The sequence below is a fragment of the Streptomyces spiramenti genome (assembly GCF_012034385.1).
Lineage (GTDB): Bacteria > Actinomycetota > Actinomycetes > Streptomycetales > Streptomycetaceae > Streptomyces > Streptomyces spiramenti.
Window position 1 is genome coordinate 1 of the sequence record NZ_JAAVJB010000156.1, and the last position, 12,416, is coordinate 12,416.

Genomic DNA, 12,416 nt, shown 5'->3' on the forward strand with positions numbered 1-12,416 from the left:
CCTCCCGGGCGGGCCGACGCCCGCGCCGGGCCGTGCGCGCCCCGGTCAGACCGAGCGGGGCCGCCTGCGCTGCGGACGCTTCTCACTCGGCCGCTTCAGCACCTCGCCGGCGGCCAGCGCCGCCGTCCGTCGACCGGCGCCGAACTCGGCGAGCGCCTCGGCCAGCCGGGCCACCGACGGCTCGGGGGCCATGACGTCCACCCGCAGCCCGTGCTCCTTCGCCGTCTTGGCCGTCGCCGGCCCGATACAGGCGATCACGGTCACGTTGTGCGGCTTGCCGGCGATCCCGACCAGGTTCCGCACCGTCGAGGACGAGGTGAACAGCACCGCGTCGAACCCGCCGCCCTTGATCGCCTCACGGGTCGGCGCGGGCGGGGGCGAGGCACGCACCGTCCGGTAGGCGGTGACGTCGTCGACCTCCCAGCCCATGTCGATCAACCCGGCCACCAGCGTCTCCGTGGCGATGTCGGCCCGCGGCAGGAAGACGCGGTCGATCGGGTCGAAGACCGGGTCGTAGGGCGGCCAGTCCTCCAGCAGCCCCGCCGCCGACTGCTCCCCGCTGGGCAGCAGGTCGGGACGGACCCCGAAGTCGATCAACGCGCCGGCGGTCTGCTCGCCGACCGCCGCCACCTTGATACCGGCGAACGCGCGGGCGTCGAGCCCGTACTCCTCGAACTTCTCCCGCACCGCCTTCACCGCGTTGACGGAGGTGAACGCGACCCACTCGTAACGGCCCGTGACCAGGCCCTTCACGGCGCGGTCCATCTGCTGCGGCGTCCGCGGCGGCTCGACCGCGATGGTCGGTACCTCGCTGGGCACCGCGCCGTAGGAACGCAGCTGCTCCGAGAGGGACGCCGCCTGCTCCTTGGTGCGCGGCACCAGGACCCGCCAGCCGAACAGCGGCTTGGACTCGAACCACGCCAGCTCGTCCCGGTGGGCCGGGGCCGACCGCTCGCCCACGACGGCTATCACCGTGCGTCCGCCGTCCGCCGAGGGCAGCACCTTCGCCGACTTCAGCGTCCGCTCGATGGTGCCGAGCGTCGCGGACCACGTCCGCTGCTGCGTGGTCGTGCCGCCCACCGTCACCGAGAGCGGGGTGTCCGGCTTGCGGCCCGAGGAGACCAGCTTCGCCGCGTCCGCGCCCACCGACTGGAGGGTCGTGGAGACGACGAGCGTCGCGTCGCTGGCGCCTATCTCCGTCCAGCAGCGGCCGTCGGCGGTGCGGGCGTCGACGAACCGCACGTCCGCGCCTGCCGCGTCGCGCAGCGGGACACCGGCGTAGGCGGCCACGCCCGTCGCCTCGGCCACGCCGGGGACCACCTCGAAGGTGATGCCCTCGCGGGCGCAGGCCAGCATCTCGCCGGCGGCGTCCGAGTCGAGGCCCGGGTCGCCCGCCACGGCACGGACGACCCGCTTGCCGCCGCGTGCGGCCCGCATGACAAGATCTGCTCCATCGTCAGCCCGCTCCGGGCCGGAGGCCGGCTCGTCCTCGACCGGCTGAAGTGGTGTGTCCGCTCCCGCCCTGATGTGCGCGCGCACCACCTCGTAGACCGGCGGGTCGGCGATCAGGACATCGGCCTGCGCCAGTGCTTCGACGGCGCGCAGCGTGAGCAGCCCCGGGTCTCCGGGTCCGGCTCCGAGGAAGGTGACGTGCCCGTGGGAGGTCACGCCGGACGGCTTCGGCTGGGCATGCACGCGTGCGGTGGTGGGGCTCAAAGCGCTCGCTCCCCCATCAGACCGGCAGCACCCTTGGCGAGCATCTCGTCGGCGAGTGCCCGGCCCATCGCTCGCGCGTGGGACAGGGCCTCCTCGACGGACGCGGCCACGGAGCCGGTGGTGGACAGCTGCACCAGCGAAGAGCCGTCGATCCTGCCGACGGCGCCTCGCAGGCGCATGACGGTGGCCTTCTGCCCCTCGTCCCGGAGGTCGGCGAGCGCGGCGACGGGTGCGCTGCAGCCTGCTTCCAGTGCGGCGAGCAGAGTTCGCTCAGCAGTCACGGCGATCCGCGTGTGCGGATCGTCGAGTCCGGCGAGCAGGGCGGTGAGGTCCGCGTCGGACGCGGCGCACTCGATCGCCAGTGCCCCCTGGCCGGGGGCGGGCAGGACGGCGTCCGAGGGCAGGACCTCGGTGATCTCCGACTCCCGTCCGATCCGTCGCAGTCCGGCGGTGGCGAGCACGACCGCGTCGAGCTCACCGTCGCGGACGTACCCGATCCGGGTGTCGACATTCCCCCGGATGGGGACCGTTGTGATCTCGCAACCCAGCGCACGCGCCCAGGCGTTCAGCTGGGCCATGCGACGGGGCGAGCCGGTGCCGACCCGCACGCCCCCGAGGGCGGCGAGCCGCTCGAAGGTCAGGTCGTCCCGGGCGATCAGCGCGTCCCTGGGGTCCTCCCGCACCGGCACGGCCGCGAGCGCGAGCTCGTCGGGCTGCGTGGTGGGAAGGTCCTTCAGCGAGTGGACGGCGAGGTCGATCTCACCGGCGAGCAGCGCGTCGCGCAGGGCGGACACGAAGACGCCGGTCCCGCCGATCTGGGTCAGGTGCTCGCGCGAGACGTCGCCGTACGTGGTGATCTCCACCAGCTCCACGGGACGCCCGGTGCGCTCGCGCACCTGCTCGGCGACCTGCCCGGACTGCGCCATGGCGAGCCTGCTGCGCCGGGTTCCAAGCCTCAGGGGCCTCATGACGACCGCTCCTGTTCGGGGTTGCTGACGGCGGCCACCGCCTGCGGGTCGAGGTCGAACAGCTCCCGGAGCGCGACGGCGTAGTCGGCGCCGCCCGGCTCCTGGGCAAGTTCCTTGACGCGGACCGTCGGCGCGTGGAGCAGCTTGTCCACGACGCGGCGGACGGTCCGGGTGATCTCCGTGCGCTCACGCTCGTCGAGACCGGGGAGTCGGCCTTCCAGCCGGCTCATCTCGGCGGCGACGACGTCGCGCGCCATCGACCGCAGCGCGACGACGGTGGGCGTGATGTGCGCGGCACGCTGCGAGGCACCGAACACCGCGACCTCGTCGGCGACGATCCCGCGCACCGCGTCGACGTCGTCCGCGACGGGGCCGTCGCCGCCGCCCGCGACGGCGGCGAGCGACTCGATGTCCACCAGTCGCGCGCCGGGCAGGCCGCGCACCCCGGGATCGACGTCCCGCGGCATCGCGAGGTCGAGCAGGGCGATGGGCCGCACCTCGGGGCCGTCCGCGCGGCCGAGCATCTGCCGCTCACCCAGCGCCTTGGTGACGGCGTCGGCGGTGAGCACCACGCCGGTGGCACCGGTGCAGGAGACCACGATGTCGGCGAGCGCCAGCTCGGCGGCGACGGAGATGGCGTTGATCGGCACGGCTCGGGCGTTCAGGGTGCCGCCGGCCTCGGGGCCGAAGCTCTCGGCGAGCCCGGCGGCGAGCCGCTCGGCCCGGTCCACGGTGCGGTTGACGATCACCAGTTCGGTGGCGCCTGCCCGCGCGAGCGTCGCGGCGGAGAGCGCCGACATCGAACCGGCACCGATCAGCAGCACCCGCTTCCCGGCGACCCACTCGTCCACGGACCCGCCGTCGGCGAGCTGCTCCAGTCCGAAGGTGACCAGGGACTGACCGGCACGGTCGATCCCGGTCTCGCTGTGGGCACGCTTGCCGACGCGCAGGGCCTGCTGGAACAGCTCGTTCAGCACCCGCCCGGCGGTCCGACGTTCCTGCGCCGCCGCCAGGGCGTTCTTCAGCTGGCCGAGGATCTGCCCCTCGCCGACCACCATCGAGTCCAGGCCGCAGGCCACGGAGAAGAGGTGGTGCACGGCGCGGTCGTCGTAGTGGACATAGAGATGAGGGGTGAGCTCCTCCACTCCCACGCCGCTGTGGCGGGCGAGGGCGGCGGTCAGCTCGGAGACACCCGCGTGGAACTTCTCCACGTCCGCGTAGAGCTCGATGCGGTTGCAGGTGGAGACCACCGAGGCTTCCAGGACCGGCTCCGCCAGCGGGCAGCACCCGGCGCCGACCATCTCCTCCAGGAGGGTCCCGCGGGTGGTGGGGTCGATCGCGGCGCGCTCCAGCAGGCTGACGGGCGCGCTGCGGTGGCTGAGGCCGACGACGAGGACGGTCATGCCGGCATCGCCGCCGATCGTCCGCCGTCGGAACCGTCGGGGCCGCTGCCCGCGTCCCCGGCCCCGTGGCGCGCGGCGCCGTCGACGACCGGTCGCACCGGCGCGTCGTCGGCACGGCGCCGCGTGGCGGCGACGGGCGGGGCGACGGGGGTGACCATGTCGGTGATGTCGGGGGCGGCGGCGGCCTCGCCCGCCTTCCGCTGCTCGTGGAAGGCCAGGATCTGCAGCTCGATGGAGAGGTCCACCTTGCGCACGTCGACCCCGTCGGGAACGGTGAGGACCGTGGGCGCGAAGTTGAGGATGGAGGTCACGCCGGCTGCGACCAGCCGCTCGCAGACCTGCTGCGCGGCACCGGCCGGGGTGGCGATGACCCCGATGGAGACGCCGTTGTCAGCGATGATCGACTCCAGCTCGTCGATGTGCTGGACCGCGATTCCGGCGACCGGCCGACCCGCCATGGCGGCGTCGGCGTCGATGAGGGCGGCGACGCGGAACCCGCGCGACGCGAACCCGCCGTAGTTGGCGAGGGCGGCGCCGAGGTTGCCGATACCGACGATGACCACGGGCCAGTCCTGGGTGAGGCCCAGCTCGCGTGAGATCTGGTAGACGAGGTACTCCACGTCGTAGCCGACACCGCGGGTGCCGTAGCTGCCGAGGTAGGAGAAGTCCTTGCGGAGCTTCGCGGAGTTCACCCCGGCCGCAGTGGCCAGCTCCTCGGAGGAGACAGTGGGGACCGACCGCTCCGACAGCGCGGTCAGCGCGCGCAGGTACAGCGGGAGCCGTGCGACGGTCGCCTCGGGGATACCGCGGGCGCGCGTCGTTGGTCGATGGGGTCGGCCAGTTGCCACGTTGCTCCTGCCGGTTGTGCGAAGCGAAAGGCGGACACCGTCTTCCCGTCCGCCCGATGGCGCCCAGGCTATGCCTTTGTGAACGCGTGCACAAAGATACTGTCCGTTTTGTCCGAGCAAAGTGACCGGTGCCACATGCATGGAAGAACGCACCGGATCACCCTCCTCAGGAATCGTCGGCAACCGCGCCGCCACCCTCGGCGACCGGCGGTCCGCCGGTCCCCGCGACGGCTCGGGGACCGGGTCGGGCACGGGGGAGACGGCCTCGCATCGTATGCCAGAAACCGGAGGCTGAGCACCCGGACCGATCCGCTCCGCACCGCCTCCGACCAGCCCACTCCCCTCGGACGGAGCACTCCGCCCGGGTCGGCTCACGCGGTCAGCGCGGCCCGGAGCCGGTCGGCGCGAACCCGCCAGAAGTCGTGCTGCGCACCGTCCACCAGCACCACCGGAATCTGCTCCCAGTAGCGGTCGTGCATCTCCTGGTCCCGGGTGATGTCCCGCTCCTCCCACGGCACTCCGAGCTCGCCGCACACCTCCGCGATCACCACGCGGGCGTCGTCGCAGAGATGGCAGCCGGGTTTGCCCACGAGGGTGACGAGCCGTTCGGCGGGGTCCTTGCGGCTGGCCTGGCGGCGGAACAGCGGAGTCATGACCTCATTGTGCGCCGGTCGCTCCGGGCCACCGACCACGCGGCGGGCCCGGCGGCGACGGAGTGGTGAGTGTCACGCCGGGTGACGCCGCCGCCGACCGTCGCCACGGGGTCCCGCGGCCCGCCGCGGACGAGGGTGCCCCACGGGCCCGGGGCCGCCGCGGCACAGCGTGTCCCGGGACCGTGACGGGCGGCGACGCGGAACAGTCGGATGATCGCCGGGGCACGGAGGGGGTCAGGTGAGTGGCTATCCTCGACCTCATGCGCCCCTGGTTCCGCCCCCGCACCCGGCTCGTCCCGACCAGGCGCAGTGTGACCGCGGGTGAGGCCTCGGCCGCCGTGGCGCTGGAGACCGTGGAGGCGCTGGAAGCCGCCGAGGCGGAGCAGCGGAAGTCGGCCGCCGCGCCCGACACGCGCGAGCAGCCGGCAGGGTCACCCCCGGCACCGGAGGAGCCCGCCTTCCCCATCGTCGGCGACACGCGGGCCGCCGCCTTCTTCGACCTCGACAACACGATCATGCGCGGCGCGGCCCTCTTCCACTTCGGCCGCGGCCTGTACAAGCGCGACTTCTTCAGCAGTCGGGACCTCGCACGCTTCGCCTGGCAGCAGGCCTACTTCCGGCTCGCCGGCACCGAGAACAGCGGCCACATGGCGGAGGCGCGCGACAGCGCGCTGTCGATCGTGCGCGGCCACCGGGTGTCGGAGCTGATGAGCATCGGCGAGGAGATCTACGACGAGTACCTGGCGGACCGGATGTGGCCGGGAACGCGTGCGCTGGCCCAGGCGCACCTCGACGCCGGCCAGCAGGTGTGGCTGGTGACGGCGGCGCCGGTGGAGACGGCCACGATCATCGCCCGGCGACTGGGCTTCACCGGCGCCCTGGGCACCGTCGCCGAGTCCGTCGCCGGCGTGTACACCGGCCGACTCGCCGGGGAACCGCTCCACGGTCCGGCGAAAGCTGTCGCGATCGACGCGCTCGCGGCGGGCGAGGGGCTGGATCTCGACCGCTGCGCGGCCTACAGCGACTCGGCCAACGACATTCCGATGCTGTCGCTGGTGGGCCATCCGTATGCGATCAATCCCGACAGGACGCTCCGGGCGCACGCCCGAGAGCGCGGTTGGCGTCTTCGTGATTACCGGACGGGACGAAAAGCCGTCCGGTTCGGGGTGCCCGCGGCTGCCGCCGCAGGGGCTCTGGCCGGGGGCACAGCCGCAGCTCTCGCCCTGCGTCGCAGGCGTCGCTGACCGCTCGGCGCGACCACGCGCGACTGGGCGCGACCGGGCGCACCTCCAAGACCACCACTCGCACCTGATCACATTCGCTCAAGCGTCGATCTCTCTTGATCAGGTGACGGTCATTTCTGCCATGGCGTTTGCCTGGCGTAGTAACTCCAACACGCAACACTTCCGACCGAACCGGCGATTTTCGCAACTAGGTGTAGCGCGGAGTGTACGAAGCGTTATTCTCCTCTGACGCATCCGGCTCCACCGTCCCCAGCCAGGTGACGATGACCGGCCTCGTACTGAACGTGTTGGAAGCTCTGCCTCTGGGAGTCCCGTGTACCCACACGTCGGGGTTGACGCCTCGGGCCTGGCCACGCCCCACATCGCGATCGTCGATCGGCTGCGCGCGCTCGTCCCCGGCGCGCAACCCGAGCCCGCGGTCGCCGCGGCCACCACCGCCGGTCCGGGGTACGCCATGACCGAGAGCACCACCGGAACCACACCGACCCGCAGGCGCGCCCGTTCCGGGACCGCGACCACCAGCCGACCGGTCGACAGCGACAGTCGCCGCATGATGGACCTGGTCGAACGCGCACAGGGCGGGGAGGCGGAGGCGTTCGGTCAGCTCTACGACCAGTACGCCGACACCGTCTACCGCTTCATCTACTACCGGGTCAGCAGCCGCGCCACCGCCGAGGACCTCACCAGCGAGACCTTCCTGCGCGCCCTCCGCCGCATCGGCACCTTCACCTGGCAGGGCCGCGACTTCGGGGCCTGGCTGGTCACCATCGCGCGCAACCTGGTCGCCGACCACTTCAAGTCCAGCCGCTACCGACTGGAGGTCACCACCGGGGAGATGCTCGACCCCAACGAGATGGAGCGCAGCCCCGAGGACTCCGTTCTCGAACACCTCTCCAACTCGGCGCTACTGGAAGCCGTCCGCCGACTCAACCCCCAGCAGCGCGAATGCGTGACCCTGCGGTTCCTGCAGGGCCTGTCCGTCGCCGAGACCGCCAGCGCCATGAACAAGAACGAGGGGGCCATCAAAACGTTGCAGTACCGGGCAGTCCGGACACTCGCGCGACTCCTACCCGATGACGCTCGGTAGTCGATCGACCCCGAGCGATCACATCATCATCCGGCCGTAACCCGGGTGCCCGGCCACTCGTTGGGGAGCTTGCAGGCTCTCTGTGGCCGGGTCGATCAGTCACATTTCACCCGAACGGGCGAACATGGTGGCGAACGGCAACCTCCGGTCCGCATTGGGGAGTCGACCATGCTGACGAGAGGAGGTGCCACCCCGTGCTGAGATCCGTACCGACCAGCCGCCGGGCCAACGCCTTCGCCGAAGCCCTCGATGAGCCGCGACTCGGCGAGGCGTCGGCAGACCGAACGACACAGGAGCCAGGCTCCGCGCCGAACGACGCGGAGCAGGCCGGACTCATCTCCCTGGCGGGAGAGCTGCGGGCCGCGCCCCGCCCCGAGCTGAGCGCCGAAACGAGGATGACTCAGCGCGCTCAGCTCGTCGCCGCCATGGAGAACGCCTTCGGAGGTGCCGGCGGCGAGGCCGTGCCCGAGCAGCGGGGTACCCGCCGCAAGGGTGCGCACCGCGCGACCGGTGCCGCGGGCGCCTTCGCCCGCCTCCGCCCGAAGACCCGACTGACCAAGGGACTGGCAGCCGGCGGCCTCGGCCTCGGGGTCGCCGCGGGAGCCTTCGGCGGAGCGGCGGCGGCGAGCACCGACGCGCTGCCCGGGGACACCCTCTACGGCCTCAAACGGGGCATGGAGGACCTCCGCCTCGACCTCGCGGGCAGTGACGCCGACCGCGGCAGCGTGCACCTGGACAAGGCGTCGACCCGGCTCGGCGAGGCCCGACGGCTGATGGAGCGCCAGAAGGCCGGCGACCTCGACGACGACCAGGTCTCGGAGGTCCGCAGCACGCTGTCCCACATGCACCGGGACGCCGCCGAGGGCCACCGCCTGCTGAGCGCCGCATGGGAGACCAACGGGTCCATCGACCCGCTGCGCACCCTGTCGGCGTTCAACGAGCGGCACGGCGGCAACTGGAGCGAGCTACGGGCGATGCTGCCGCCCCAGCTCAGCGACATCGGGGACGAGGTCACCTCGGTCTTCGAGGCGATGGAGGACGACCTCCAGCCGCTCCAGGCGCTGTTGCCGACGGGCCAGGAACAGCCCGGCGGCGAGGGCGGCGGGGCGCCACCCGCGCCGCAGCCACCGCCCGGCACCCCGGAGGTCGAACCCTCGCCCTCCGCGTCCACGGAGAGCCCCCCGTCCACGGAGGAGGCGCCCCCACAGCGGGAGGCGCCCGCCCCCTCGGAGGAGAAGCCGGAGTCCGAGCGGGAGGGGCTGCTGGGCGGCGGGGGCGGTCTGCTCGACCCGCCGCAGCTGCCGGGCGTCGGCGGCGGGGAATCCTCCCCCGAGTCACCGGAATCGGGTCCGACACTCCCGGAGCCGGATGTCACGATTCCCCCGCTGATCGACGGGTTGCTGCCCGGACTCGGCCTCGACATAAGGAAGTCCGAGTAGCGGTGGGGTGACACCTCTCTCACGCGTCGAAGGGCGGCACCGAAATCACGGTGCCGCCCTTCGACGCGTCTCCCACTTCTCGGCCGCCCCGGTCGGCGAAACCCCAACGCGACGTGATGCGAGGCAAGTTCGGGAAAGTCGGCCGCTCCTGGGCGCGGCTCGCAGCCACGGTGTGCGACCGCGTGCCCCGTCCCCTGCCCTGGAGGCCACGACGGTTCCGCGCGGTCTCCCCCCGCGGCACCCGGCCGCCACCGGGCCGCGGCCGACCCGGGAGCCGCCGTCGAGGAGGGAAAGCAAAGGCCCCTCCCACCAGCCGGTGGGAGGGGCCTTCAGCGGCAATCGCTCACTTCTTGTTGCGACGCTGAACTCGCGTGCGCTTCAGGAGCTTGCGGTGCTTCTTCTTCGCCATCCGCTTACGCCGCTTCTTGATAACAGAGCCCACGACTACCCTCGCTCACGTCGATTACTCGGTGCGGGGCGTCCGAGCCCACACGACCTACATCAGGCCAGACTACCCGGCATCGAGCCGAGGCGGTTAATCGAGGGTCGTGCCGAGGCACCCGCAGTGGGCCCCGAGCGGGATTACCGGACGTCAGGCGCTTTCGACACCCACGAACGATTCCCTGAGGTACTCGTGCACTGCCTGCTCGGGGACCCGGAAGGACCGGCCCACCCGAATCGCGGGCAGCTGCCCAGCGTGAACCAAGCGGTACACGGTCATCTTCGACACGCGCATGACCGCGGCAACCTCTGCCACGGTCAGGAACTTGGCTTCACTCAGAAGTCTTTCACCAGCAGCCATGTCACACCTTGACCTTCTGCGCATAGCGGACACCGGCTTCCCCTCCGGTGAACTCCACTCGCATGCGCTCGGACTCAGAGTAGGTGCGGCTGTGGCAAGTGGGGAAGAGGTGCTGAACATGTCATTTCCCGTTACAGATGCACCTTGTTGAGAAGGTCTCGCGCCAGAGGTCCCCGCGGTGCGGCTTTTGCCCCCTTGACGTGCGACCGGTGGGCGGTCCGCACACCGACACCGGTCCCGCGACGGCGACCGCCCCCGAACACCACCGGCGAGATTCGAGCCAGACGCCGCTGACCTGCGACGACAGCGATGCGACGCCCTGGAACCGGCAGGCGGAGGACGAGCCGCCAGTGACTCGCGGGCGGTCGGCCGCCACGGATCACGGTGTCACGAATCGACAGGAACCACGCAACTGGCCACGCCGGCACCGGGGTCCGCCCCGGGTGCCCGAACCGCCTCCGGAGCGTCCGCCGACCCGCTCGGACCCCACCCGAACTCGTCGTGGTGTCGATGTGACGTCCGTCGCGTGGGGGGAGGCAGCGGCACCCGTGCGCCGACCGCGAGGGGCCCGTTAGACGTAGAGCCGTCTCGACGGACCGATCCCGACACGGCCGCAACCGACGCGGCGGAGCCGGAGCGAGGCTCGACGAGTCCCGGCGACAGGGCGGACCGGCGGCAGGCCGAGGCTGTCCTCACGGGACGACAGGGGCGTGACCGGACGGGCGTCCGTCACCGCCGCCTTCAGCGGGCTCCCGCACCGCTGCGCGGCCGACCCGCCGGCCGCGCAGCGGGACCGGTGCGGCAGAGGGACGCCCTGTCGTGCCGACCGCTCCCGATCCCGACGCACGGGCCGCTCTCAGGCGAGCAGCCCGTGCGTGGGGAACACCGCCTTGCGGGTCGCCATGATCGCCCGGTCGACGTCGTCGGCCGGGTCGTAGCCGTCCTCCCAGGAGCGGAAGCGCGCGGTGCCGCCGTCACCCATCGAGCGGGGCGCGTCCTGACGGGTCAGCGCGTAGACGGTGCGGCGCCATTCCTCCGGGACCGGACGGGCCGGGTCGACCGGGGCGTGCGAGGCGACGGCGACCAGGTGCGCCCAGCTGCGCGGTACGACGTCCACGACCGCGTACCCGCCGCCGCCCAGCGCCAGCCACCGGCCCTCCGCATGGGCGTGGGCCCAGTCGTGACAGGCCGCCATGGCGGCGCGTTGCGCGTCGACGCTCAACGCCAGGTGTGCCAGCGGGTCCTCGACATGGGTGTCGGCACCGTGCTGCGTCACCAGGAACTGCGGCTGGAACGCCTCCAGCAACTCCGGGACCACCGCGTGGAGCGCCCGCAGCCAGCCCGCGTCCGCCGTGCCGGGCGGAATCGCCACGTTGACCGCCCCACCGGCGGCGTGGGGCGGACCGCACTCCTCGGGCCAGCCCGTGCCGGGGAAGAGCGCACGGGGGTGTTCGTGCACGGAGATCGTCAGCACTCGCGGGTCGTCCCAGAACGCGGCCTGGACGCCGTCCCCGTGGTGGACGTCGACGTCGACGTAGGCCACCCGCTCCGCACCGCTCTCCAGGAGCCGCGCGATGGCGATGGCGGCGTCGTTGTAGACGCAGAAGCCACCGGCCGCACCCGGCATCGCGTGGTGCAGGCCGCCGGCGAAGTTCACCGCGTGCGGGGTCTCACCCCGCCACACCGCCTCGGCCGCCGCGACGCTCTGGCCCACGATGAGCGAGCTCACCTCGTGCATGCCGGGAAAGGCCGGGGTGTCCGTCGTCCCGATGCCGTACTCCTCCGCGGGAGGAGCGGGCTCCACGGAGCTGCGGCGCACGGCGTCGATGTAGTCGGGGTGGTGGACCAGCCGCAGCGTGGAGTCCCCCGCAGCCGGCACTGAGCGGACCGCGGTCTCCCGGTCCAGCGACAGCGTCTCCACCAGGCGCATCGTCAGCGAGAGACGGATGGGGTCCATCGGGTGGGAAGGGCCGAAGTCGTACCCGGTGACGGCCTCGTCCCACATCAGCCACGTCTTGCCGCTCGTCATACGGCCACCGTATACGAGCGCCGTTCACGACCGCCGTTGCGGAGACCGCGCACCCCGTTCGCCGACGACGCCGGCGGTGCGGTGGCTCGGAGAGACGCGGCACCGCCAGGAGAAAAGCCTTCCGGGAGCGCGCGGGGTGTTCCCGGGAACGCAGAAAAGGGCCCCACCGGAACCGTAGTTCCAGTGAGACCCTCTCCCACACAATTTGTTCGGCGGCGACCTACTCT

At 72.2% G+C, this 12,416-nt stretch carries 11 protein-coding genes; 3 read left to right on the forward strand and 8 right to left on the reverse strand.

Going from position 1 to position 12,416, the window contains the following annotated elements; genetic code table 11:
* Positions 1 to 45 precede the first annotated feature (45 nt).
* The 5 genes from HCJ92_RS17105 to HCJ92_RS17125 all read right to left on the reverse strand — a co-directional run bounded on the left by HCJ92_RS17105 (position 46) and on the right by HCJ92_RS17125 (position 5,588).
* Positions 46 to 1,716 carry a bifunctional uroporphyrinogen-III C-methyltransferase/uroporphyrinogen-III synthase gene (locus HCJ92_RS17105; RefSeq protein ID WP_209311243.1) on the reverse strand — a complete coding sequence of 557 codons (1,671 nt, stop codon included), beginning with the start codon at positions 1,714 to 1,716 and terminating at the stop codon, positions 46 to 48.
* Entirely contained in the window at positions 1,713 to 2,684 is a 972-nt protein-coding gene (gene hemC, locus HCJ92_RS17110; protein WP_167934482.1) for a hydroxymethylbilane synthase, read from the reverse strand. The genes HCJ92_RS17105 and hemC overlap by 4 nt, the downstream gene beginning before the upstream one ends.
* Positions 2,681 to 4,087: a glutamyl-tRNA reductase gene (locus tag HCJ92_RS17115; protein WP_167934483.1), complete on the reverse strand. Its 1,407-nt coding sequence runs from the start codon at positions 4,085 to 4,087 to the stop codon at positions 2,681 to 2,683. Before HCJ92_RS17115 ends, hemC begins: the two co-directional genes overlap by 4 nt.
* Entirely contained in the window at positions 4,084 to 4,935 is an 852-nt protein-coding gene (locus tag HCJ92_RS17120; protein ID WP_167934484.1) for a redox-sensing transcriptional repressor Rex, read from the reverse strand. Before HCJ92_RS17120 ends, HCJ92_RS17115 begins: the two co-directional genes overlap by 4 nt.
* A 371-nt stretch (positions 4,936 to 5,306) precedes the next feature.
* Positions 5,307 to 5,588, reverse strand: a complete 282-nt coding sequence (locus HCJ92_RS17125) for a glutaredoxin family protein (RefSeq protein WP_167934485.1) — start codon at positions 5,586 to 5,588, stop codon at positions 5,307 to 5,309.
* A 260-nt stretch (positions 5,589 to 5,848) separates the two neighbouring features.
* On the opposite strand from HCJ92_RS17125, the gene HCJ92_RS17130 reads away from it, so the two are divergent.
* From HCJ92_RS17130 to HCJ92_RS17140, 3 genes are all read left to right on the forward strand, one after another.
* Positions 5,849 to 6,832: an HAD family hydrolase gene (locus tag HCJ92_RS17130; protein WP_167934486.1), complete on the forward strand. Its 984-nt coding sequence runs from the start codon at positions 5,849 to 5,851 to the stop codon at positions 6,830 to 6,832.
* Positions 6,833 to 7,145: 313 nt separating this feature from the next.
* Entirely contained in the window at positions 7,146 to 7,919 is a 774-nt protein-coding gene (locus HCJ92_RS17135) for an ECF subfamily RNA polymerase sigma factor, BldN family (RefSeq protein WP_167934487.1), read from the forward strand.
* A 194-nt stretch (positions 7,920 to 8,113) separates the two neighbouring features.
* Positions 8,114 to 9,358 (forward strand): DUF5667 domain-containing protein, encoded by a 1,245-nt coding sequence (locus HCJ92_RS17140; RefSeq protein WP_167934488.1) that lies wholly within the window; start codon positions 8,114 to 8,116, stop codon positions 9,356 to 9,358.
* 343 nt (positions 9,359 to 9,701) lie between these two features.
* Here the strand turns inward: HCJ92_RS17140 and HCJ92_RS17145 are convergent, their stop codons facing one another.
* The 3 genes from HCJ92_RS17145 to HCJ92_RS17155 form a co-directional block, all read right to left on the reverse strand.
* Positions 9,702 to 9,800, reverse strand: coding sequence for a 30S ribosomal protein bS22 (locus HCJ92_RS17145; RefSeq protein ID WP_003948845.1), 99 nt, complete (start codon positions 9,798 to 9,800; stop codon positions 9,702 to 9,704).
* A 150-nt stretch (positions 9,801 to 9,950) separates the two neighbouring features.
* A complete protein-coding gene (locus HCJ92_RS17150; protein ID WP_167934489.1) occupies positions 9,951 to 10,160 on the reverse strand; it encodes a helix-turn-helix domain-containing protein in 210 nt (69 codons plus the stop codon).
* Between the two features lie 856 nt (positions 10,161 to 11,016).
* Positions 11,017 to 12,189: an acetoin utilization protein AcuC gene (locus HCJ92_RS17155; RefSeq protein ID WP_245240952.1), complete on the reverse strand. Its 1,173-nt coding sequence runs from the start codon at positions 12,187 to 12,189 to the stop codon at positions 11,017 to 11,019.
* Positions 12,190 to 12,416 lie beyond the last annotated feature (227 nt).